This is a genomic window from Leptolyngbya sp. AN10 (assembly GCF_050565645.1).
In the GTDB taxonomy this organism is placed as follows: domain Bacteria; phylum Cyanobacteriota; class Cyanobacteriia; order Leptolyngbyales; family Leptolyngbyaceae; genus Leptolyngbya.
Genome location: NZ_JBNXVP010000011.1, coordinates 104,684 through 128,075 on the forward strand (window position 1 = coordinate 104,684; position 23,392 = coordinate 128,075).

Below are 23,392 nucleotides of genomic sequence, written 5' to 3' on the forward strand. Positions count from 1 at the left end.
CACAATCAGGTCAGAGCATGAGTCAAAAGCAATTGAAGCTGGCTGCCTTTATGCGTCCCGTTAGCATTCATACAGCCGCTTGGCGTTATCCAGGCGCGATCGCAGATGCCAACTTCAACTTTCCCGCACTCAAACAGTTCATCCAAAAACTAGAGCAGGGGAAATTTGATGCTTTCTTCATGGCGGATCATTTAGCAGTGCTCAATCTGCCGATCGATGCTCTCAAGCGTAGTCATACTGTCACCTCATTCGAGCCATTCACGCTGCTCTCTGCCCTCGCTGCCTGTACAGAGCACATCGGGCTGATTGGCTCTGCCTCTACGACTTACGAGCAGCCTTATCATTTAGCGCGTCGGTTTGCTTCACTCGACCACATCAGCGCAGGACGGGCGGGTTGGAATATTGTCACGACCTATAACCCCGATGCTGCCTTGAACTTTGGATTAGAACAGGAAATGGCACACGACGATCGTTATCAACGTGCCCGCGAGTTTTATGAGGTCGCGATCGGGCTATGGGACTCATTCGCGGATAATGCGTTTATTCACGATGTGCAATCTGGGGTGTATTTCGATCCAGCAAAAATGCACGTTCTGAACCACAAGGAGAAATATTTTTCAGTGCGAGGTCCGTTGAATATTGCAAGACCGATTCAGGGCTATCCGGTCATCGTGCAGGCTGGAGCTTCCGAAGCGGGGCGACAACTTGCTGCTGAGACTGCTGAAGTAGTGTTTGCAGGGGTCAACACGCTTGAAGCGGGAAAAGCGCTTTTTGCTGACATTAAGACGCGGGCACGATCGATCGGTCGGCATCCAGACAGTATCAAAATCCTACCGGGTGCGCTGGTGATTGTCGGTGAAACGATCGAGGAAGCAAAGGCAAAACAGGCACACCTCGATCGCTTAATTCACTACGACAGCGCGATTAATAGCCTGAATCTTGCGCTTGGCTATGATGTTTCTGGCTTTGATCCAGATGGACTTTTACCTGAGATTCCCGAAACGAATGGAAGTCACACGGGACGCGATCGGATTATTGCACTGGCTCGACGTGAAAACTTGACGATTCGCCAGTTAGCTCAACGGGTGGCAAGCTATGGCGGATTGATCTTTGTCGGAACTCCTCAAACGATTGCGGATGAGATGGAGCAATGGCTGTTTGAGAATGGCGCTGATGGGTTTAATATCATGTTCCCATTCTTGCCTGAAGGTCTGAATGCTTTTGTCGATCGAGTGATTCCAGAACTCCAACAGCGGGGCATTTTTCGCAGAGAGTATGAGGGCAAGACGCTACGCGAACATTTAGGATTATCACGTCCTGCTAATCGCTTCTTCAATTTAGGGATTTGAGGTTAACAGTCAAAGTGATAAGAATTCGAGCAATGTGATAAGAATTCGAGCAATGTGCCGTGGCGAATAGAATTCGCGGCTAAACAAACAAAGTGCGCCGCCGCGCACTAACAGCCAACTTTAACCTGAGTTCGGAATAAGAAATTGGTAGACATGCCCTAGCCAAATCCCTCTTGCTTCGTTGCGAGTTCGCCCGGAAATGAATCTCCGGGCTAATGGAGGAAACCCCGCTAAAGCGGGCTGAGCGCGTAACACAACGTTCTTAGCCCGCTTTAGCGGGGTTGCCCTGATCAGCCCGGAGATTTATTTCCGGGCGGGTGAATGCGGCAAACGATATCTTTTCAAGCACCTGCTTAACCCGAACTCAGCCAACTTTAGCGATCAGTCCACGCAGGTGGACTTCGTTTGTATCGCTGCGGTTTCTAACCGCCAAGCGCCTTAACCCGAACTCAAGTTAACCGTAAACTTCACAAGCTGAATCATAGAAGTTACGGTTCGTACTTTACGAGTCACAGTTCGTACTCTACAAGTCACGGTTCGTACTCTACAAGTCACGACATGAATCTTCTAAGAGTACAGCCCGAATCTTGTAAGTCACGGTTCGTACTCTATCGGTCACGGCTTGAACCTTGCGAGGCACAGCGCGTACTTTGCAAGGTACGGTATTGATCAAGAATGATTCATAACGCAACTTGCTCGATCGATGGCGTGGAATGCGATCGCAGATTGTTTCCATTACACCAATATCGTAGGACATTGCTCGATCGCTTACTCCCGTGAAAATCGGTTGCGCGAAATTACCAGACTTATGGCGGGGCAGGATTGAAACTGTGTGGGCAATGCGGAACGCGATCGGGCTTCGGGTGAGCCAAGGTAGATCCGATAAACAGTAGCAGCGGGGTGTATCTCCATGTCTCGTCGAAGAAAAACGGCTCATGTTGCCGACAAATCAGAGCTTCAGCTATCGGGATTAAGAGCGATCGATCCGAGTCTCGATTTAGGGGAAGGCTGTGATGTGGCGACTATTCAAGGCAAGATTGATCTCTTGCGCGATAAGGTGAGTGCTTATAACGATGCCTTAGCGGTGATTGATTCTACCCAGATTGATATTGAAAATTTGGAGAAGGAACTCAAGCAGTTGAACCAGAGAGCCATGTTAGGGGTGGCTTTCCGGTACGGGAAGGAAAGTGATGAGTATCGCTTGGCAGGCGGTACATCGCCGAGTGAAGCGGCTCGCAAGGGGGTTGTGACTCGCTTGAAACTGAATTCCCAAGACGAACTGAATTTGCAGAACTAAGGGTGTGAATTGCTTTGTGACTCCAGCTTTTTCACGAGGCTGGAGTTTTTTTATCGCCATTCTTCGCAGACTGCTTCTACAGAGCTTGAGATTGGTTAAAGCTCTGATCAATTCGGCTCAATCACGATTCATGCGATCGACCTGACCCAGATCCCGTAGTCTAGAAAATGTTCGATCGCACAAGGAAACCTTCACATGACCACGAGAACAGAAACCGATAGTATGGGCGCGATCTCAGTTCAGTCTGATCGCTACTGGGGCGCACAAACTCAGCGATCGTTACTGTATTTCGCGATCGGACAAGACAAGATGCCGACTGAGCTAATTCGAGCATTCGGCATTCTGAAAAAAGCAGCCGCGATCGTCAATCAACAGTTAGGAAAGCTACCTGATGAGAAAGCATCATTGATCATTCAAGCCGCAGACGAGGTAATCGAAGGCAAGCTAAACGATCACTTTCCATTGTCGGTATGGCAGACAGGCAGCGGAACACAGACGAATATGAATGCAAATGAAGTGATCTCGAATCGTGCGATCGACATTGCAGATGGTGTTTTAGGGAGTAAAGATCCAATTCATCCGAATGATCATGTGAATATGTCGCAATCCTCGAATGATACCTTTCCCACCGCGATGCACATTGCAGCAGCAGAATCGCTCCATCAGCAATTGTTACCGATGGTGAGAAAGCTACGAGATGCACTGCAAGCAAAGTCGAATGAGTTTGAAGCAATTATCAAAATTGGTCGAACTCATCTAATGGATGCAGTACCACTAACATTAGGTCAGGAATTTTCGGGCTATGTCGCACAGTTGGATCAAGCGATCGCAAGAATCGAAGCAACCTTGCCTGGATTGTATGAATTAGCAATTGGAGGAACTGCGGTTGGCACTGGAATTAACACACATCCAGAATTTGCAGAGCGATCGGCAGTTGAAATTGCAAAGTTAACTGAGCTGCCCTTTATTAGTGCGCCGAATAAGTTTGCAGCATTAGCGGCTCATGATGCGATCGTATTCACGAGCGGAGCCATTAAAACACTCGCCTGTGCATTGATGAAGATTGCCAATGACTTGCGTTGGATGGGTTCGGGTCCTCGATGTGGACTAGGGGAATTAGTGTTACCTGCGAATGAACCTGGATCATCAATCATGCCAGGAAAGGTCAATCCAACTCAATGCGAAGCGATGACAATGGTATGTGTCCAAGTGATGGGAAATGATAGCGCGATCGCACTGGCTGCGAGTCAAGGCAACTTTGAATTGAATGTCTTCAAGCCTGTACTAATTCACAATCTGATTCATTCGATTCGCATTCTGTCAGATGCTTGTCGTTCCTTTACCGATCACATGGTGGTAGGAATTCAGCCGAACCGCGATCGCATTACACAATTCCTAGAAAACTCATTGATGTTAGTAACTGCATTAAATCCGAAAATTGGATACGATCGAGCAGCAAAAGTCGCCTACAAAGCCTACCAAGAGAACTCAACACTACGGCAGGCTTGTATTGAATTGGGATTTCTAACTGGAGAAGAATTCGATCAGATTGTCCGCCCGGAGCAAATGATTTATCCGAGCTAAGAGGGTGTTTGAGAAGCATAAAAAGCGGCTTTGCTGCGTTGCGAGTTCGCCCGGAAATAAATCTCCGGGCTAATGGAGGAAACTCCGCTAAAGCGGACTGGGAGCACAACCCGGAGTTCTTAGCCCAGTTTAGTGGGCTTCCACGATTAGCCCGGAGATTCATTTCCGGGCGGATGAATGCGATGAACGATTACTTCTCAAACACCCTCTAAAGATAGTATGGAGCGGGCATCTTGCCCGCCCTTGTTCTAGTTGCGTGAAGCAAACGCAGATTGATCAAAATGCGCTAACAAATCCGCCGGACTATCATAAATCTCGATCGCATTTGCCAATTCCTCATCCGAAAACCCACCAGTGCGAAACGCAATTACATCAACGCCCGCTGCATTCGCCGCCTGAATATCATAAGGCGTATCACCAAGCATAATCGCTTCATCTGCTTTCAGATGTCCTTTCTCCAGTGTTACCTCAATCAAATCCGGGTCAGGCTTAGATTTCTCTGCATCACTAGAGGTCGTTGCTAAATCCATATCTAACAAATCATCGACCTGAGCCGCTTTTAGCAACACAGAGAGTTCTTCAGTCGTAGCAGAACTAGAAATCACTAGCTCATAGCCAGACTGTTTCAACTTCTCAATCAAATCGCGTGAACCCTGAGTCGGTTCTAACTCTGAGCCAAACTTCTCGATGATGAGTTCTTTTCGTCGATCGGCAATTTCTTTTCCTTCCCCTTCTTCACCAGACAGCGACGGCACAATCCGAGGAATCAACTGATCGCCACCCATTCCAATCAGCGATCGAACTTTCTCAAATTCCACTTCATATCCATGTTCTGAAAATGCTTGAACATAAGCATTCGCATGAGCATCGTTACTATCCACCAACGTGCCATCAATATCCAGCAGTACACCTTTTACGGACATCTTAAAATCTCCTGATCGAGCAAATCTCATTCTAGAAATTCCGCGATCGTGCTTAGTCTGCTTTAAGGTGCATCTTGTTATCTTTCCAGCACTTCTAAAATCGCTTTCGGCAACAATTGATCTTTAAACCAAACAATCCGCGCAGGCGTATCCGAAACTTTCACTCCCGCTTTCTCTAGATTCAATCGCTCCGACACTGCCAAAATCAAATCATCTCGCCCAGACTGCCGCACCTGCGAAAACTTCTTCCGCAAATACTCCGGTCGCCAATAGCCAACAATCTCAACTAAGAACGTTCTACCATCAGGATGAACTACACGAAAGTCAGGAATCATCACGCTTCCTGGAATCGGAATCAAATCAACTTCGCGTTCTAATCGCCATTCAGTTTTAGCTTTGTTCCATCGATCGACAAATCCCTCCTCTAGCAAACTATCGTAAGTCTTTCCCGGTGGATAGTGACTGACTAAACCGCACTCTGAATCGATCGCGAATCGTCCCTGTCGCTTTTTGTCCGAATAACTATCATTGATTTGTAGTTCTGCTGCTAAACTCCAGCGTGTGACGTGCAGTAAAGCAGGAAGTAACTTCGCGATCGCTAATCCATATCGCGTTGAAGGCTTAAACAAGCTAGTCGGACCATCAATGGTCAATGTAAATCCATGATCCGCATCGCCTTCGATGTAAGTCATTAACTGGAACAGTTTCATATACCGGAACAATAGCTTGTACTGTCCCGGATCATTCCGGTGAGCATTAATCACCATGTGACTCGCTCGATAAAACACGCCTTGCACTTGCGACAAGTTGTAGCGATGAATTAATCCCTCTGGTGTCGGTGCTTCAAAGCCAATCAAAATCTGATTCTCTGGCAAATCAGCATACAGTCCCGTTTTAACTTGCTCTGGAAAGACTTCGCTGTTCAGTTCTTGGCTTAGCTGCGTCGCAACCGTCTCGAACGTCGTCTGAGTCTCGATCGTGCTCGGAATCTTTTGCGCGGACAGTGCAAACACTCGCTCTCTCAACATCGGTGGATCAAGCGGACTCACCGTTTCAAACGTACTAAACGCACCATTGAGCAAATGTGCTAATCCTCGCTTGATTCGATAGTCTGTTTCTTCCCCTTCAAGTGCTTGCAACTGGCGATTCAGTTCACCTCTGGTTCCATGTTGCGCCTCTTGGAAGATCAGAATGATCTCTTGTGCGATCGCTAATGTTTTTTCATCCAACAACAATCGCTTCGGAACAATCTCCTCACCATTCGAGCGATGAATCAGCAAGTCGGTCGGTAACATAGTTTCGCTATCCCATTAAGGAATCTATCTTAACGTGCGACAGAAGCTAAGATCCGCTGCATAATAGGCTCAGAAAGATAAATAGACGATATGCTGAAATCCCGTTGGCAACTTTTCACGATCGCAGCCCTTTTGCTTGCTGTGATCATTGGCTTCATTCTTTTCCTGAACAATCGCCCTCAAACGTCGATCGGCACTCAACCCTTCCTACCGCCAACCCTGTCGAATGTTCACCTAACAATGGGCATTCCCACCGAAGCCACCACGAATGTTACTAACGCGGATGATTTCCTCATTTCAGATAGCTCGCGTCCTTACGCCCTCTCATACAACAACAGCAAACACATCCCGAACTGGGTAAGCTGGCAGTTGAATAAAAGCTGGCTCGGAACCGTTCCCCGCGCCAATGATTTCCGGTCAGATACAGGCCTGCCGAAAGGATGGTATCAAGTAAAATCCAGCGACTACAATGGCAGCGGCTACGATCGAGGACACATGACTCCTTCTGCCGATCGCACGAAAGACCCCAAAACAAATTCAGCAACCTTCTTGATGACGAATATTGTTCCACAGACTGCCGATAACAATCGCGATGTGTGGGAAGGCTTGGAGAGCGAATCTCGCCGCTTAGTGAACACAGGTAAAGAGCTTTATATCATTGCAGGTGGAGCAGGAGAAAAAGGCGCGATCGGAACTCAAAGAATTTCGATTCCATCATCGACTTGGAAAGTAGTTGTCGTGATGGATAAGCCCAATTCAAGAGCCTCGGACGTGACTGAGAAAACGCGAGTAATTGCGATCGATGTTCCGAACATTCAAGGCATCAAAGACAAAACCTGGAGAGACTATCGCCTCAGCGTCGATGAACTAGAACAGAAAACCGGATACGACTTTCTGAGCAATGTTCCAGAAGCAATTCAGAACGCGATCGAAAGTACAGTCGATCGGGGCTAGAGTTTAATTTAACGCCTAACTGGAGTTCTGGAAACCGTTTAAAGTGACCAATTCTCTAATTGTAGTCCTGGCACTAATGCAAAATCTCGTTGATTGCGGGTAACAATAATCGCTTGATTCACCTGTGCGATCGCAGCAATTTTCATATCCTTTTCAAGCCGACGCTTCTTGAGTTCGGGATAACGCAATCGCATCTGATCATATTGGTCTTGTGCAGATTGATCAAAATTCAGAACTTGAGCTTTTTGGAAGAATTGATTGGAGTGCCAAAGGCGAGTATAAAGTTCAACTTGGCGGTCTTGATATTTTGGATCATTCAGACTCACGATCCAACCATTAAAGATCTCCTGAATCGAGATGATGGTAGCTGCCCACTCCTGAGAATTAAAAGATTGAAGCCGATTAATCACCTGAGCATGACCGCGCAAAGTTAGAGAAATATGGTCTGTATCGAGAATACGAAGCGTCATGAATCAGGTATAAGCGGGGTTATCAGCGTCTAGTTCTCGTTCGTCGCGCATCCGTCTCACAATCTCGTCAAAGTAGGGATCATCCTTGAAAATTCCAAACGAATCGCTCAAGTCTTGAGAAGACCGAGATAACTTCGGCAACGGAATGGAAACAAATTCGATCGTCTTCAAGCGATCGATTAATTGCTGTTGAATCGCCTCGATCGCAGCTTCTCTAGTATCAGCGATCGCAATACAATCAGGAAATTCTGCTGATCTAGCCAAGATTTTTTGGTCTTCTAACGTTTCGAGAATGAGATTTAAGGTTGCAGGCATAGGGAAATCTCAAAGCAATAATCGCTGTCTGTAGTCTAACGTGCTGTTGCTAAGTTAGAGCTTACTTAATCATCGCGGAATCTCTCTGACCGCAGCTTGAGCCTCTTTCCGTAATCCATCTGCAATCCGAAATAGTTCACGCCCATTTCGCAAGTGATGATCATCATAGTTATTGGTGAAGTAGTTCAATTCATCAATCCCATCACTTAACTGATTCAAACAGTAGTAGAGATTCGCAGCGGCTCCCGCAGCACTGGGCGGATTTGGAGTCGATCGAAATGCTTGTTGTGCCTTCGCGAGAAGTTCCTCACAGTCTGTTAAATAAGCCTGGAAGTTCTCCATCAGTTCATCATCAAACGGATCAGCAGCAAGTTCGTTGATCTGCGATTTCAAAGGACGAATAATCTGATTCAAACTGCGATTGACTGAGGTGAATAGTTTGAGCCAAAGTTTTAATTGTCGATCGGCATTCTGTTCCGCTTCTCGCTGCTTGCGATAGGTGGCTTGTGCAGCTTCAGCGCGTTCTTTTTGCGATCGCGCTTCTGAAGATCCGGGGGCTTGATCTGAATACTTCAATCGCTGATCATACGATCGACGACTCTGCGGATCGCCTAACACTTCGTATGCTGCGTTGATCTGAGAAATCTTGTCGTGACTAGCGGTTGCACGATTACTATCGGGGTGGAATTGCTTCGCCAACCGTCGATAAGCTTGCTTAATCTCTGCCTGGGATGCAGTGGGATCAAGGTCAAGAACTTGGTAGTGGGTAAGAGTTTGAGTTGCCATTCGACTATTCTAAAAGGCGAATCGGCTTGGGAGCTAGGCACTAGAGGATCGGTTTTTTGTCAACCAATTTCTACCTTTTTACGGTTTTCCCTAGCTCCCCAAACTCTTAGAGGGTGTTTGAGAAGGATAAAAAGCGGCTTTGCTGCGTTGCGAGTCCGCCCGGAAATGAATCTCCGGGCTAATAGAGGAAACTCCGCTGAAGCGGACTGGGAGCACAACCCGGAGTTCTTAGCCCAGTTTAGTGGGCTTCCCCTGATTAGCCCGGAGATTCATTTCCGGGCGGATGAATGCAATAAACGATTACTTCTCAAGCACCCTCTTAGCCGTTCAACATCGCAGGCATGGTTAATTCAGGATCTTGAAACAGTGCCGTACTGAGATAGCGTTCACCAAAGCTCGGTTGAATCATCACAATCAGTTTGCCAGCATTCTCAGGACGTTTGCCGATCTCGATCGCTGCTTTTAATGCCGCGCCGCTAGAAATTCCGGAAAGCAATCCCTCTTCTCGTGCCATCCGGCGACTGTAAGCGATCGCATCATCATCCGAAACGGCGATCACTTCATCGATCAAATCGACGTTCAAGACAGGCGGCACAAATCCGGCTCCAATCCCTTGAATCTTGTGTGGTCCAGGTCGTCCACCGGAAAGAACGGGACTGTTTGACGGCTCAACCGCGATCGCTTTAAAGCTCGGTTTACGCTGCTTAATCACTTCCGCAACTCCGGTAATCGTTCCACCCGTTCCGATCCCTGCCACGATGAAATCAACTTCGCCTTCGGTGTCTTCCCAGATTTCCGATGCGGTCGTTTCCCGGTGAATCTGAGGATTGGCGGGATTGCGGAACTGTTGCAGCATATAAGCATTCGGAGTCGTATCGACAATATGCTGTGCTCGTTGGATACAACCTGCCATCCCTTCAATGCCGGGAGTCAATTCGAGTTCGGCTCCATACGCTCTCAGCATGGCTCGCCGTTCTGAACTCATCGTTTCAGGCATCGTCAAAATCAGCCGATACCCTTTCGCTGCTGCTGCCATCGCCAGCGCAATTCCGGTATTTCCAGAAGTCGGCTCCACGAGCACCGTTTTCCCTGGTGCAATTAATCCTTCGCGCTCGGCTGCCAAAATCATACTGATCCCGATCCGGTCTTTCACCGAAGAAGAGGGATTCATTCCTTCGAGTTTCGCCACAATTCGAGCGACGCATCCTTCAGCTTGAGGAATACGATTCAGTTGGACAAGCGGCGTGTGTCCAATTAAAGCAGTCACATTCTGGGCAATACGCATAAGACGAATGGGGGTAAAAGACGCGATCGAGAACCTAAATGTAATACATGAAATCGAGTTGGCGACGAGCATCGCGACGTTCACGCAGGTCTTTCAGCGTATATTTCTGAAACACCGAATTTGCTGCCTCGTTCGCTTCTTGCCAAATCTCGCAGACGATTGACCCTTCTAGGGTTTTACCAGATTTCAAAGCCCTTTCCTGATCGATCGGCTGATTGTCGAATCCTTCTAAACATGCTAATACATCGAACAGAGTAATTTTCCAGGGTTCCCGCGCGAGTAAATATCCACCTTTGGCTCCGCGCTGCGATCGCACAATTCCGCCTCGACGCAGCGTTGCCAAGAGTTGTTCTAAATATCGATCGGGAATGTTTTGTTGAGCCGAAATTTGACGAATTTGCAGCGGTTCGCCACTCTCGTAAGCAACTGCCAATTCAATCAGCGCTAATAAAGCGTACTCACTCTTACAGGAAATCTCCACGGGCATTCTCTGGGATCAGGTTAACAGGCTTTCTTCTAGTATACTCCGGTTTCTCACTAGGGTTTTGTAGGTTTTCTAAATGTCATCAAAAAAGCCCCGTCGATCGACGAGGCTCACCATCAAATTGAGATGGAATTAGAACGAGAAGGTTGTCCGGATCGTACCAACGTAAACGGTATCGTTTGCGTTATTGTGCTCAGGATTGAAAATCACGATAATACCCGGAGTGATCGAGAGGTTGTTGCTCAACCGCAGACGATACAAACCTTCCAAGTGGAACGAAGTATCTGGATCTTCTGCTGTCAAACTAGCATTAGTAACTTTCGGCGGCATCCCGAAGATGACACCCGCCATGTTACCCTTCCCTCCTAGATCGGGGAATGCCAGCGTTACTGCCCAGTTAAGAATATCTGCATCTTCACCCGCAAGCAGACCAGATTCAGCATTCGCTTTCGTCAAACCGCCCCAGCCAGAAATCACAAAATTCGGCGTAATACGGAAGGTTCCTTGCAAACCGAAGTTATCGGTTGAAGTAGCAACACCGCCACCGAACGGAGCGTTAGACAAACGGCTACCCGTTGCTGAAGTTGCTGAAACGTTGCCACCGCGATCGTATCCACGCACATAGGTGAAACCGACTTCTGCACCCGGAGCAAAGCGGAAAGCAAGTTGAGCGAGGGCTGCATTCGATCCATTGAACAAGCCACGAGCGCCCGATGGGTCTTGCGCTTCATCTGCAATGTAGCCGAGCGATAAGGTCAACGCATTTCCAAACGGAATATTTGCGGTCACACCCGCGCCACTGACGTTGCCAGGTGATCCACCTTGACGATAGATCGGGTTGAAGCGACCAAAGCGCGAGATCGATCCCTGTCCGTCACTTGCCAACAAGGGGTTAAAGTTATTGACGTTGTTGTAGAACTCACCGTTGATGGCATCGATCGTGATGTTTCCGCCGTTGCCGATCGGGAAACGATAGAACAATTTATCGACGATCGCGGAGTTACCGCTTGCACCGCCACCCTCGAAGGATAAGCGAGCCATGTTGGTTCCGGTTGCACCTGGAGCAGCGGCATTACCGACACCGAAATCCGTGATGTTCCGAGCTTGAATCCGGGTGGTTAAGTTGTCTTGACCCGTGAAACTCGTTCTCAAGCTCAAACGAACCCGATTGCTGAACGTGGTGTTATCGTCTACGTCAGCAGAACCAAAGGGTGCTGCGACTCCACCAGCCGGGGTGGTTCCAACGGCTTTGAAATCACCTTGTGCGCCGGAGATGGCGAAGATTGCTTCCCCTTGCAGTTTGGTCGTGGTTGAGAACTGTTGTCTTTCTAAAGTCGTGGTACGAGCTTCGAGTGCATCAACGCGACCGCGAATCGTTGCCAATTCTGCGGCGAATTGCTCTTGGAGTTTTTGCAGGGTTGCGAGGTCTTCTTTTTTAACCAAGTCTGCGGTCGAAGCGGCGATCAGTTCGTTGACGCGATCGAGACAAGCATTCAGACCAGCGGCGAACTCGAAACGAGTCAGAGCGCGGTTTCCACGATAAGTACGATCGGGATAACCTGCGATACATCCGTAGCGCTCAACGAGAGATTGGAGAGCTTGGAATGCCCAATCGGTCGGACGGACATCGGAAAGCTGAGACACTGAGGTGACTTGTCCAGCGTCGTTGGCTGCGGTCGTCCCTTCGTTGCCGTAAGCGTTGATCTGGTCAAGTGAGGCAATTGTTTGAGTCGGTTCAGTTTTAACTTCTTTAACTTCGGATGCGCTTGCTAGTCCAGCAGCACCGATCGTAGCGGAGACAGTCAGCGTAGCGCTGAGTAACACTGGATTCACCAGCAGCGATTTCCACAAATTATTAGCCATGATCACTTCCGTATTCACACCATCGAACTAAAGAACGCTGTTTTTCTACTTCAGTAGGCAGAGTACAACGTCTTCAACAGTATAGTCTAGTACAATCTTTATTCTGGAGTAATTGAAAATTCCTATCCATCAGAAGATCCACTGGTTCAATTGGATTGTGCCGATTGTTGTGATCTGCAATACATAAAACTCTTTACCGTAACTTCATGAAAACTTCCGCCGAATTTTGTAGAGAAAATCTTTCTGAAGTCGATGGCATTGAAAGCCAGGATCGTTAGGATTAGTTTTGGTTCTGTGAAAGATGGTTAGCGCTCATGATGAGATTCGTATCAGACCCAGCAACATCGCTCAAGATTCAAAAAATGCAGGAGCGCGTGAGATGGCGTAATCCGAAGATTATCGATCGACAGATTGATCAAACTCGATTAGTGATTGATGACGATCAAGAACAGAATGCGTTCTCGTTTTTGGTGATTGGCGATAGTGGATCAGGACGACATCCAGGACATTCTCCGCAACGCAGAATTGCCGAACAGATGTTGGCGCACCAGGATGAGTGTCGATTTATTCTGCATACGGGTGATGTAATTTATCTCGTAGGTTCAAGCGAGTTTTATCCGCAGAACTTTATTAACCCATATCGGGAATTTATTGTGGGTGGCGATCATCCCAGTAAGATTTCGTTTGATCAAATGGTATTTAATCTGCCATTTCTTCCAGTGTTAGGAAATCATGATTATTATGATCTTCCTATTTTTTATGGCGTATTGGCGCAAGTTTCTTACCCAGTACGACGAATTTTACGATCGCGGATTGATTTTGATATTCGCTTTCATGGTTCGTATCAAGGAAGAGCATTCGCGCAGGCGTTCATGGACGTGCTATCGACTGCGGATCAACAAGGTAAGTTAGGGGCGCATCTCGATGAACATTACACGGCTCAAACTTCGACGGGACGCTGTTTGAAATACGAACCGGGATCATTCACTCGATTGCCGAATCGGTATTACACCTTTCGCTACGGTGGGATTGATTTCTTCGCGCTCGATTCTAATACGATTAATGAGCCAGTTGTCCCTTCAACAGACAAGAACGATCGACAAACTTTGATCGATCGACGAAATGAAATCGAACAAGAAATGCAGCAGTTAATGACAGAAATTACGCAATTAGATGTGAATCAGCCTGAACAATCGGATCAAGCTGATGATATGCGCGTGAAGTTGCAACAACTTGAAGAGATTCAACTCGACATCGACAAGCAGCTTAACCCTCAATCAGGAGTAGCAGTCGATTATGAACAATTGGATTGGTTACGCGATCGCTTAATTCAATCTTGGCAAGACACTGAAGTGCGGGGACGAGTGATTTATTTCCATCATCCGCCGTATGTGACTGAAGCAACGAAATGGTACCAGGCACAAACGTTTGCAGTTCGATATCGCTTGCGGCAAGTGTTTGATGATGTGGTGAAGCAGATTGATCTCAAAGGTCGAGCGATTGTGGATCTAGTGCTGAATGGTCATGCTCATTGCTTTGAGTATTTGCGAACTGTCGATACTGGACACGCAGACTCAAATATCAATTGGATTGTCTGTGGTGGAAGTGGTTATAGTTTGCGACGACAGCGAGAAGAAGGTACTGAGATTACAGAGCAAATTGACTCAGAACAAAAGATTGTTGCAAAGTCACAGTTATTTGTGGGACGAACCGGACAAGGAAGCAACAAACAACGACCGTATTCGTTTCTTAGAATTGATGTCACCGCAGATGATCCAGTGAAGTTTATTCTGCGTCCCTACGTGTCGGAATGGTCGAAGCGACAATGGAACGATCGAGCACTTGACCCGATTGTGATCGGATGATTACACAACAGTCATTGATTGAATTTCTCGATCGCTTTTTTCAGGTGGATCACTATCCCGAAGAGGAGCGAGGCGGAATTTATCGCGCCAACGATCGACCGATTCAACGGTTGGGATTGATGTTAGAGCCAATTCCAAATCTCGATCGTTGGATCAAAAATCATCGAATTGATAGCTTGTTTATTCACCGACCTTGGCAGCTTGATCCCGAATTTAATATCGGTGTTGTTTCCTATCATTTACCATTTGATGAGCGATTGACATTAGGATTCAACTTACGATTGATGGAAACATTGTTGATGATCAATGTTCGATCGTTTGGAGAGAAGTCGGGACGATCGATTGGAATGATCGGAGAAGTTTCACCTCAGACGGTTGAGCAATACTGCCAGCAAGTTCGAGAAGTTTTCGGTGGATACGAATCAGTGTTAGCGCAAAGAGAATCTGTCAGAAAAGCTGCTGTTGTTGGAGCGATGAACGAAACTTTGGTGCGATCGGCAGCCGATCAAGGCATAGAAGTTTATATCACCGGACAGTTTCGAGTGTCGGCAAAGTCAGCGGTGTTAGAAACTGGAATCAATGTGATTGAAGTGGGGCATCGTCGATCGGAACAATGGGGATTGAAAGCTTTGTCGGGAGTGTTAAAAGAGCGATGGTCAGGTTTGCAGGTTGTATTGATTTGAAGTCTGCTCTCGATCGAGTTGTTCGACACTTTAACCGCCTAATTTCGCCTTCACGATCGATTGCACTTTCTTCCCGTCCGCCTTGCCTTTCAATTGCTGCATCACAGGACCCATCACCTTGCCCATATCCTTTGCGGAAGTTGCCCCTACCTGAGCGATAATTTGCTCGATCGCGCTTTCCACCTCTTCATCCGACATTTGCGCGGGCAAAAACGTCTCGATAATTGCCAACTCTGTTGCTTCTTTATCAGCTAAATCTTGGCGATTCGCGTTGGTATATTGCTCGATCGAATCCCGGCGCTGTTTCGCAATTTGAGACAACGCCTCGATTTCTTGTTCCTCGGTCAATTCCGTTTGACCCGATGGACGCATACTCACTTCTTTTTCGAGCAGCACCTTCTTGATGCTTCTCAGCGTTTCCAACCGCACCTTATCCTGAGACTTCATCGCGGTCTTAATCTCTTCGGTAATGCGGTCTTTCAGGCTCATAGCTCGTTTCCTTGCGTCACTGGATTTCTCAGCATAGCTCAGACACGGGAATTCGCCCAATCGCATAGTTTTGTATTCTACGCAACAAAATTGAAAAATAAATCAACGATCGATAACATCCAAAAAATGATTGCGAAGCGTGAATAAATTTGGCAGAATAAGTTGCAATAAATACATCTGACTGAATTTGACTCTATTCTGCTTTTCTCCCCCAGCACCCATTTCACCTGATCGGATGAAGATTGTCAAAATCAATCGTCTGTACACTATTGCTGGTTCAGTCTTAAACAAATATTTCGCAAAATCATTTGCCATTTACGAATGCTTGAGATCCGCGAAACCAAGGGCAATGAACAAAAGTCGCGGTGTTAATATTGCGTTGAATGCGTTCGAGGACTTGACGTGATCCGTTCTGCAACACTATCTCCTCCCTCTGCTCTGCCGTCGATTCCTGATAACAATCGTCTGCGCCTCTTGTCTGGTACGGCAAACGTACCCCTCTCGCAAGAGATCGCCCGATATCTAGGAATGGATCTGAGTCCAATGGTGCAAAAGCACTTTGCGGATGGCGAGCTTTATGTCCAGATTCAAGAGTCGATTCGCGGCTGTGATGTCTATCTGATTCAGCCGACTTGCCGACCTGTGAACGATAATTTGATGGAACTGCTGATTATGATCGATGCGTGTCGAAGGGCATCCGCTCGACAAGTGACGGCAGTTTTACCGTATTACGGGTATGCAAGAGCCGATCGCAAAACGGCTGGGCGCGAATCGATTACGGCAAAACTCGCCGCGAATCTGATTACTCAGGCGGGAGCCAATCGAATTCTGGCAATGGATTTACACGCTGCTCAGATTCAAGGTTATTTCGATATTCCGATGGATCATGTGTATGGTTCTCCAACGGTGGTCGATTATATTGCTAGCAAACAGCTTGAAGATTTGGTGGTCGTTTCGCCCGATGTGGGTGGAGTCGCACGAGCCAGAGCTTTAGCGAAACGCTTAAATGATGCGCCTTTGGCAATTATCGATAAGCGGCGACAGGCTCACAACGTTGCAGAAGTGATGAATGTGATCGGGGATGTCCGAGGTAAAACGGCGGTTCTGGTTGATGACATGATCGATACGGCTGGAACGATTCTAGAAGGCGCGAAGATTCTCCGGAAGGAAGGAGCGCGTCAAGTGTATGCCTGTGCGACTCATGCCGTATTTTCTCCACCTGCGATCGAGCGATTATCTAGCGGCTATCTCGAAGAAGTAATCGTGACCAATACGATTCCAATTCCCGAAGAGCACCGCTTCCCGCAGTTGAAGATTCTCTCAGTTGCGAGTGTGATTGGTGAAACGATTTGGCGAATTCACGAAGATAACTCAGTGAGTAGCCTGTTCCGATAGAAATTAGAAACCCGTTGGTCAAGTCCGATCAGCGGGTTTTAAAATAATAAAAAACGGGTGGATTCTTAAGGATCGACCCGTTTATGGAAATGTCTCACAAGGATGAAAATTTATCAGTTCGCGGCTGATGATTATGTCTACAGTTCCTCATCATTCGATTCCTGAAATTCCATGAGAAGTTTTGCCACTTTAATTACTGCCTGTATTTTTGCCGTCTGGGTAGGCGCGATCGCACTCATCGCCATCCAGAACGCGGCTCCCATCACGCTGAGATTTTTAACCTTTCAAACGATCGAACTGCCGTTCGGTCTAGTGATTGCTTTCAGCGTCATGCTCGGAATTTTGGGAACTGCGATCGTACAGCCCCTTCTCGGATTTTTACCGGGTCAGGGCGACGACGTTTAAAGGGCGTATACTTGCCCATCAATTAACAAGCGCGTAATGCCTTTTGCTTGTAAATAAGGTGCCGCTTTTTGCAAAATCCGGCTGTCGGGCACTTTGATTACGCGCTGAGTCCGAATATTTGAAAAACGCTTTGCGACTCGGTGATTATCGAAGACGGGAAGCGTTCTTTCTTCGACTTCTCCAGATGGGATTTGACCCAGTTCGGCAAATTCGCTCAAAGGACGGGCGACCAATTCCGCAGAGCGATCGACGACCAAATAACACGTTCTTGGAATTGCGGCTTCTGCGATTGGTAACACTCGAATGAACTCCGCTGCACTCAATTGAATCGAGGGCAAGATCGCAGGTTCGTCGTCTTCGTCGTCTTCGTCCAAGCTGTCAAGATCATCGAGATCATCATCAAGATCATCCTCGTCATCTTCGTCCAGCATTTCGCTTGGAGTGGGTGTGAAATCTTCTGCGATCGCTTCAACAACCTGAGCAACTTCCTCCACGGGAGGCGCTTCTTCGACTGCGCTCGATCGCTTTCTGACTCGGCGAGGCGGTTCAGGCTTCGAGGAAACGACGGGCACTTCCACAGGTTCTTCAATTTTTGGAGGTTCTGGCTCAGGAGTTTCGAGCAGATTTCCTTGGACGGCGGGAGCTTCAACGGTTGCCGTTTTTGCTCCACCCCGTGATGCACTGCGTTTTTGCTGAATCAGACTTTCATATTCTTCAGCCGACAAGCTGCTTTTCAAAATCCGGCTTATCGTTGTATTACTGACACCATACTGCTCAGCCAGAGTTAGGGTAGTTTCTCCAGTATTGCGGTACGAGTCAATAATTTTGGTCTTATCTGTATCAGTCAGTCTGCTCATGCAAAACTCATCGCGGGGCGGCAATTACTCATCTATTCTATGCTGAGCGCGATCGAATGAGGGATGCCGGACAAATCTTCATGCCCGACGGCGCGATCCACCCCGACGCGATCGACTGAGATCGTATTCCAGTGCTGCTCCAATTCCAAACAGAACGCCACTGAAAATCCAGAAGATTTCAACCAGTCCACCGCTCTGATAGTTCTCAAGTCGAGTGGTCGCATACTTAAACCACATATCAGCAATGTAGAGACAGAAAGCGGCAGCGGCGATCATGCGCCAAGATTGAGAGAATCGTCCACCCCAGAAGGCTAAAAGCAACGTGGTCGCAATAATCAGAATGAAAACATCCGCAAGCACGTAGAAATAATCGAGGAACGGTTTGAGCGGTGCTAGTGCATCTTCAACTAATTTCACCCATTCTGGAGCGTTATCGACTTTGGCGGGTTCAGGTTTCTTCTGTTCAACGACCGGAGCAGGTTTCGGAGTCGCAGCAGGAGTGATCACTGGAGAAGGTCGAACCGTAGGGGAAATCGTTGCTCTAGGAGTGGGTTTAGTGGGAGCGGTTTGAGCGATCGCAGGTTCACCCAATAAGAACGCAGTTGGCGTATCAGGCTTCAGAGTCAACCAGGTTGCAAACGCGATACTGACAGCCGCGATCGCGCCTACCGTGACCCATTGCCAAAGATCGAGATTTAATCGTCGATCGGCAAACGCCATGATCATGCCCCATGACAAAAAGAGATAAGTAGGCACGTAGAAGAAATCACCGAGAGAAACATCGGCTTCGCGTCCTAGATACGTTTCCCAGAAGGTAAACAAAATCGTTCCCATGCCATAACAAAGCATTCCGAGACCGATTCCCAACCAAACGCGGCGACCGCTGACAATTTGGGGACTGTTCCAATTTCTGAAGCACAATAAGGCTGCGCTAAAGAACGCAATAACCTCGAAAGCGGACGCACCGTACGAATACCAATCTGGGCGAGCTTGTCCTGGATCAGGAACGCTAAAGAGTAGGAAAAATAGTAAGGCAGCGACGGCTAACAGAATTTCTGCAAACACGATCGATTGAACGGAAACGGATTTCGATTGAGATTTACTCGCTGAACTGCTCATAGTATTTTTTCAACAAGGGGACAGAGATTAAGACCAAAGTTTTCCAGTCGGAGAATGATTCAGCCATTCCAAGAAACGAGTGCGCTCGCTTTGGGGCAAGTCTTGGAGCGCGTCGAGGATTCGACCGACAAACGCAGATTTTCCAAAATATGCCTTGCCGAGCCGATGAAGCTCTTGAAGCAACACATTCAGTAAGCTTTCTTGCCAAGTCGGAGTTTGCAGGCTGTTGAGCGGATTCACGGTGAGGAGTTGTTTTACCGCAGTAGGAGACTCCGTTTGAGGAAACCGCCACTGCTGAAAGATGCCCGTTAAATCGCGCTCAAAGGATGCCGCTTGTTTTGTGCCCATCAGGTCTTCGATGTCAATGTACATCGCTTGCAGCATCAGTAAACAAGCTTGAGTAAACACCGCAGACACGGTTCCGCTCTCTTGAGCGGGCATTTCAATTCCCAGTTGATCCAGTCGCACTTTGCCCCAAACGCTGTAGCGCTCTGGTTCTTCGAGGAGGACACAGGCTTTTCCCTGGTTGTCGGTCAAGTCGCGCCAGAACGATCGCGCATCCTCTTCCTGTCCCGCGTTGAAGACTTGAATCAATCGAAAGGTCTGCCCTTGATAGGACAGGATTGGAACTTTTTGGTCGCGCTTGGGGTGCTGAATGCTGCTGATTTCAACATCCTGCCGTTTCAGAATGAACATAAAGCGGCTCAGGTTAGAGGGTAGGGGGCAGAGCAATGTTCGCCATGATACTTGTGAAAGACTCAACTGATACTGAATTTCACAAGGGATCACCGAATAAGGTGTACCCACTTTCTTGAATTCCCCGTTTGATGGCTTAACTTTACATGAGCTTGATAAAAAACAAGTTTAGGCAGAAAAATTCTAGTTGCTTTAAATCTGCCTTCCGCCGTTATATTAATAAATGTCCGCCTGGATCCTTAGCTCAGTGGATAGAGCAACCGCCTTCTAAGCGGTCGGTCATTGGTTCGAGTCCAATAGGATCCGCTTTCTAAATTGCATTCTCGTCGTGAAGTTTCGCGGATGGGGTTGAATTTGCGCGTAAAAGTTTCATAAAAGTTCATAAGATTAGTCTGAGCGATCGCACGATCGCAGCTAAGTTGCTTCAGTTCACCCCAACAAAAGGACATCCCGCATGAGTGCAGCATTGACGGAATGGATTATCAGTACGATGAATTCCCTCGGCTATTTGGGAATCGGGTTTCTGATGTTTATGGAAAATTTATTCCCGCCGATTCCGTCAGAGCTGATTATGCCGCTGGCAGGATTTACGGTGGCAAAAAATCCGGGAGAGATGAATTTTCAGTATGCGGTTTTGGCAGGTGTGATTGGGACGGTCTTGGGAACGCTGCTGTGGTACTACGGTGGGCTGTTCATCGGAGAAAAGCGGATTCGGGAACTTGCCGATCGATATGGAAAATGGATCGGCGTGACGGGAAACGATATTGATAAAGTCGATCGCTGGTTTCATCGACATGGAACAAAAGCAGTTTTGTTTGGGCGCTTGGTTCCGGGAATTCGGACGCTGATTTCGTTGCCTGCGGGGATTAGTGGAATGCGCCTGATGCCGTTTTTGGTGTATTCGACGATCGGAACAGCGATTTGGACATTTGCGCTGACTTATGCTGGATATCAATTGGGCAAAGCAAATCTAGACTATCGGTTAGTTGATGAGTATTTAGCTCCGGTATCTAAGATCGTGGTGGGTGTGTTAGCGATCTCGTTCATCATCTGGTTAGTTCGGCATCGTAAGAATTCCTAATTTTTATCGGAACTTGGGAATTTACGCTGAATAGCGACTGGACGGGGAACAGATTCGGGCGAAAACTCTTCCAGAAAGAAGACTCCTGGCTGTTTCACAAGAAGCATATTGTGTCGGCTCAGGGGTTTTACGATAAATACGGACGAAAAGCGAAGCGATCGTAGTTGCAAGATGTATGCCGACCATGGCTGGAATTGCGGCAATTAACTATTGGACGTTCTTTTCGTTTAATGTGGTTGGGAGGTTGATGTGGACGTTTGGATTCACGATTATGGGATATTCTCTCGGTGCGCTGATTCCAGATGTCGATCGATCTCTTTTGCCGATCGTGCTCGTGATTATCGTGGTTTCGCTCTTGCCCTTTGTTTTTCACATCTACCAGGAACATAAATCCAACCGACCTTGAAACAGCGTTCTAACTACTGGCAGCTTATTCCCTATATTCGTCCTCAGTGGCGCACGATGACCTGTGCATTCATGTGTGCGGTAGTCTTTGCAGTGACATGGCCCGTTCTTGCGTTTTTTGCCCAGAAAATGGCACTGTTTATCGGTGAAGGGCGAATTGCCGCGATCGCAGAAACGGCAGGCTATGTGATTCTGATTTGGGGTGCACAGAAACTCGCACAGTACGGGCAAGAAACGCTGATTGCAAAGGCGGCATTATCGATCGCGATGGAATTGAGAAATCGCACGTTTGCTCATATTCAGCGGTTGAGTTTGGCGTATTTTGAAACAGTGCAGACTGGGGATTTATCGTATCGACTGACCGAAGATGTCGATCGTATCGGGGAAGTCGTTCAAAAGCTGTTTAGTCAGTTTGTGCCGAATGTGCTGAAACTGGTGGCGATGTTGGGCACGATGCTTTATTTCAATTGGCAGTTGACGTTGGCGACGTTCATTGTGGCTCCGCTACTGGCATTTTTGACTGCTTGGTTTGGCGAGAAGATGCGGAAGTTATCTTATCGGAGTCAGAGCCGGATTTCAGATTTGTCAGCGCTGTTGATTGAGATGTTGAGCGGCGTAAGGTTGGTCAGGGCATTTGCGGCAGAGGATTATGCGATCGAACAGTTTCGTCGCGGTTCGGAACGCAATCGACAAGCGAGATACGCGACAGAACGCCTCAGAGCAATTCAGTATCCAGTTCAAGGTTTTTTAGATGCGATCGGGATTGTTGTTCTTCTACTGGTCGGAACTTGGCAGATTGCTCAAGGTAACTTAACCCCAGATGCCTTTGTTGGGTTCGTAACGGCGGTGGCGATGTTGTTTGAGCCAATTAGTACCGTGACGTTGAACTATAACGAATTTAAGCAGGGAGAAGCTTCGGTTGATCGCGTGTTTGAATTGATGCAGATTCGACCGTCGATCGCAGAAAGTCCCAACGCTCAAGAGTTGCCACCCGTTACAGGCAGAATTGAGTTTGAGAATGTCAGCTTTGCTTACAGACCCGATCGTCCCGTTTTACAAGATTTGAATTTGCGCGTATTGCCCGGTGAAATGGTTGCGTTAGTCGGTGCATCTGGAGCGGGAAAAACCACGATGGTGAATTTAATTCCGCGCTTTTACGATCCGCAACAAGGTGATATTTGGATTGATGGCACGAACATTCGAGATGTGACGCTAAAGAGTTTGCGGCATCAGATCGGGATTGTGCCACAGGAGACGACCTTGTTTACAGGTACGATCGCACAAAATATCGCGTTCGGACAGATTGATTTTGATCTAGAAGCAGTGCAAGCAGCAGCGAAGATTGCCAATGCTCATCAGTTTATTAGCCAGTTTCCCGACGGATACGAGACTTGGGTGGGGGAACGGGGCGTGAATTTGTCTGGAGGACAGCGGCAGAGATTAGCGATCGCACGTGCGGTTCTTTTAAACCCAAGAATTCTGATTCTAGATGAAGCGACTTCTGCACTGGATTCGGAGTCGGAGGCGCTCGTCCAGGAAGCTTTAGAGCGAATTATGCAGGGAAGAACAGTGTTTATCATCGCGCATCGGTTGGCGACAGTGAGACGAGTCGATCGTATTTTGGTGATGGAAAAAGGGCGCGTGGTTGAGGCGGGAACCCATCACGAACTAATTGCTGAAGGTGGGCGGTATGCTCGGTTTTATGCTCAACAGTTTAGTTAAACCATTGCAAGTTCTAGAATTAAATCACAATCGAACTGTGAAAGCGCTGAACTTAACCAGGAGCAGGGAT

24 protein-coding genes and 1 tRNA gene are annotated in these 23,392 nt (G+C 47.7%); 12 read left to right on the forward strand and 13 right to left on the reverse strand.

The window, feature by feature from the left end:
- Positions 1–17 precede the first annotated feature (17 nt).
- Positions 18–1,349 (forward strand): LLM class flavin-dependent oxidoreductase, encoded by a 1,332-nt coding sequence (locus tag ACQ4M5_RS17115; RefSeq protein ID WP_430676856.1) that lies wholly within the window; start codon positions 18–20, stop codon positions 1,347–1,349.
- A gap of 544 nt (positions 1,350–1,893) precedes the next feature.
- Here the strand turns inward: ACQ4M5_RS17115 and ACQ4M5_RS17120 are convergent.
- Entirely contained in the window at positions 1,894–2,286 is a 393-nt protein-coding gene (locus ACQ4M5_RS17120; RefSeq protein ID WP_430676857.1) for a hypothetical protein, read from the reverse strand.
- On the opposite strand from ACQ4M5_RS17120, the gene ACQ4M5_RS17125 reads away from it, so the two are divergent.
- Positions 2,260–2,646 (forward strand): hypothetical protein, encoded by a 387-nt coding sequence (locus ACQ4M5_RS17125; protein WP_430676858.1) that lies wholly within the window; start codon positions 2,260–2,262, stop codon positions 2,644–2,646. The genes ACQ4M5_RS17120 and ACQ4M5_RS17125 overlap by 27 nt on opposite strands.
- Before the next feature lie 195 nt (positions 2,647–2,841).
- On the forward strand, positions 2,842–4,230 hold the full coding sequence (gene fumC / locus ACQ4M5_RS17130) for a class II fumarate hydratase (RefSeq protein WP_430676859.1): 1,389 nt from the start codon (positions 2,842–2,844) through the stop codon (positions 4,228–4,230).
- A gap of 248 nt (positions 4,231–4,478) precedes the next feature.
- Here the strand turns inward: fumC and ACQ4M5_RS17135 are convergent, their stop codons facing one another.
- Complete coding sequence (locus ACQ4M5_RS17135; protein ID WP_430676860.1) at positions 4,479–5,153, reverse strand: HAD family hydrolase; 675 nt, start codon at positions 5,151–5,153, stop codon at positions 4,479–4,481.
- A gap of 77 nt (positions 5,154–5,230) precedes the next feature.
- A complete protein-coding gene (locus ACQ4M5_RS17140; RefSeq protein ID WP_430676862.1) occupies positions 5,231–6,448 on the reverse strand; it encodes a DUF790 family protein in 1,218 nt (405 codons plus the stop codon).
- A gap of 90 nt (positions 6,449–6,538) precedes the next feature.
- Here ACQ4M5_RS17140 and ACQ4M5_RS17145 point away from each other — a divergent pair, with 90 nt between their 5' ends.
- On the forward strand, positions 6,539–7,402 hold the full coding sequence (locus ACQ4M5_RS17145; RefSeq protein ID WP_430676863.1) for a DNA/RNA non-specific endonuclease: 864 nt from the start codon (positions 6,539–6,541) through the stop codon (positions 7,400–7,402).
- Positions 7,403–7,440: 38 nt separating this feature from the next.
- Here the strand turns inward: ACQ4M5_RS17145 and ACQ4M5_RS17150 are convergent, their stop codons facing one another.
- From ACQ4M5_RS17150 to ACQ4M5_RS17175, 6 genes are all read right to left on the reverse strand, one after another.
- Positions 7,441–7,872 carry a type II toxin-antitoxin system VapC family toxin gene (locus tag ACQ4M5_RS17150; protein WP_430676864.1) on the reverse strand — a complete coding sequence of 144 codons (432 nt, stop codon included), beginning with the start codon at positions 7,870–7,872 and terminating at the stop codon, positions 7,441–7,443.
- A gap of 3 nt (positions 7,873–7,875) precedes the next feature.
- Positions 7,876–8,187 (reverse strand): type II toxin-antitoxin system HicB family antitoxin, encoded by a 312-nt coding sequence (locus ACQ4M5_RS17155; RefSeq protein WP_430676865.1) that lies wholly within the window; start codon positions 8,185–8,187, stop codon positions 7,876–7,878.
- Positions 8,188–8,256: 69 nt separating this feature from the next.
- Positions 8,257–8,973, reverse strand: a complete 717-nt coding sequence (locus ACQ4M5_RS17160; RefSeq protein WP_430676866.1) for a DnaJ domain-containing protein — start codon at positions 8,971–8,973, stop codon at positions 8,257–8,259.
- Positions 8,974–9,292: 319 nt separating this feature from the next.
- The gene (gene cysK / locus ACQ4M5_RS17165) at positions 9,293–10,258 is read right to left on the reverse strand and encodes a cysteine synthase A (RefSeq protein WP_430676867.1); all 966 of its coding nucleotides are present in this window, start codon (positions 10,256–10,258) and stop codon (positions 9,293–9,295) included.
- A 34-nt stretch (positions 10,259–10,292) separates the two neighbouring features.
- Complete coding sequence (locus ACQ4M5_RS17170) at positions 10,293–10,745, reverse strand: RrF2 family transcriptional regulator (RefSeq protein ID WP_430676868.1); 453 nt, start codon at positions 10,743–10,745, stop codon at positions 10,293–10,295.
- Between the two features lie 129 nt (positions 10,746–10,874).
- Positions 10,875–12,605 carry an iron uptake porin gene (locus ACQ4M5_RS17175; RefSeq protein WP_430676869.1) on the reverse strand — a complete coding sequence of 577 codons (1,731 nt, stop codon included), beginning with the start codon at positions 12,603–12,605 and terminating at the stop codon, positions 10,875–10,877.
- A gap of 314 nt (positions 12,606–12,919) precedes the next feature.
- Between ACQ4M5_RS17175 and ACQ4M5_RS17180 the strand changes: the two genes are divergently transcribed.
- Complete coding sequence (locus tag ACQ4M5_RS17180; protein WP_430676870.1) at positions 12,920–14,470, forward strand: metallophosphoesterase family protein; 1,551 nt, start codon at positions 12,920–12,922, stop codon at positions 14,468–14,470.
- Positions 14,467–15,153: a Nif3-like dinuclear metal center hexameric protein gene (locus ACQ4M5_RS17185; protein ID WP_430676871.1), complete on the forward strand. Its 687-nt coding sequence runs from the start codon at positions 14,467–14,469 to the stop codon at positions 15,151–15,153. The genes ACQ4M5_RS17180 and ACQ4M5_RS17185 overlap by 4 nt, the downstream gene beginning before the upstream one ends.
- 30 nt (positions 15,154–15,183) lie before the next feature.
- Here the strand turns inward: ACQ4M5_RS17185 and ACQ4M5_RS17190 are convergent, their stop codons facing one another.
- A complete protein-coding gene (locus ACQ4M5_RS17190) occupies positions 15,184–15,642 on the reverse strand; it encodes a GatB/YqeY domain-containing protein (RefSeq protein WP_430676872.1) in 459 nt (152 codons plus the stop codon).
- 402 nt (positions 15,643–16,044) lie between these two features.
- Here ACQ4M5_RS17190 and ACQ4M5_RS17195 point away from each other — a divergent pair, with 402 nt between their 5' ends.
- A complete protein-coding gene (locus ACQ4M5_RS17195; protein ID WP_430676873.1) occupies positions 16,045–17,037 on the forward strand; it encodes a ribose-phosphate pyrophosphokinase in 993 nt (330 codons plus the stop codon).
- A 171-nt stretch (positions 17,038–17,208) separates the two neighbouring features.
- Entirely contained in the window at positions 17,209–17,442 is a 234-nt protein-coding gene (locus ACQ4M5_RS17200) for a DUF1049 domain-containing protein (RefSeq protein ID WP_430676874.1), read from the forward strand.
- Here the strand turns inward: ACQ4M5_RS17200 and ACQ4M5_RS17205 are convergent.
- The 3 genes from ACQ4M5_RS17205 to ACQ4M5_RS17215 all read right to left on the reverse strand — a co-directional run bounded on the left by ACQ4M5_RS17205 (position 17,439) and on the right by ACQ4M5_RS17215 (position 20,114).
- The gene (locus tag ACQ4M5_RS17205) at positions 17,439–18,299 is read right to left on the reverse strand and encodes a hypothetical protein (RefSeq protein ID WP_430676875.1); all 861 of its coding nucleotides are present in this window, start codon (positions 18,297–18,299) and stop codon (positions 17,439–17,441) included. The two genes, ACQ4M5_RS17200 and ACQ4M5_RS17205, sit on opposite strands and share 4 nt — an antisense overlap.
- Before the next feature lie 78 nt (positions 18,300–18,377).
- Positions 18,378–19,418, reverse strand: a complete 1,041-nt coding sequence (locus ACQ4M5_RS17210) for a hypothetical protein (protein ID WP_430676876.1) — start codon at positions 19,416–19,418, stop codon at positions 18,378–18,380.
- Positions 19,419–19,445: 27 nt separating this feature from the next.
- Entirely contained in the window at positions 19,446–20,114 is a 669-nt protein-coding gene (locus tag ACQ4M5_RS17215; protein WP_430676877.1) for an Npun_F0813 family protein, read from the reverse strand.
- A gap of 233 nt (positions 20,115–20,347) precedes the next feature.
- Between ACQ4M5_RS17215 and ACQ4M5_RS17220 the strand changes: the two genes are divergently transcribed.
- The 4 genes from ACQ4M5_RS17220 to ACQ4M5_RS17235 all read left to right on the forward strand — a co-directional run bounded on the left by ACQ4M5_RS17220 (position 20,348) and on the right by ACQ4M5_RS17235 (position 23,322).
- Positions 20,348–20,420 (forward strand) — tRNA-Arg (locus tag ACQ4M5_RS17220).
- Between the two features lie 148 nt (positions 20,421–20,568).
- Positions 20,569–21,195, forward strand: a complete 627-nt coding sequence (locus ACQ4M5_RS17225) for a DedA family protein (RefSeq protein WP_430676878.1) — start codon at positions 20,569–20,571, stop codon at positions 21,193–21,195.
- Positions 21,196–21,370: 175 nt separating this feature from the next.
- Positions 21,371–21,601 (forward strand): DedA family protein, encoded by a 231-nt coding sequence (locus tag ACQ4M5_RS17230; protein ID WP_430676879.1) that lies wholly within the window; start codon positions 21,371–21,373, stop codon positions 21,599–21,601.
- A complete protein-coding gene (locus ACQ4M5_RS17235; protein WP_430676880.1) occupies positions 21,598–23,322 on the forward strand; it encodes an ABC transporter ATP-binding protein in 1,725 nt (574 codons plus the stop codon). Before ACQ4M5_RS17230 ends, ACQ4M5_RS17235 begins: the two co-directional genes overlap by 4 nt.
- Positions 23,323–23,392 lie beyond the last annotated feature (70 nt).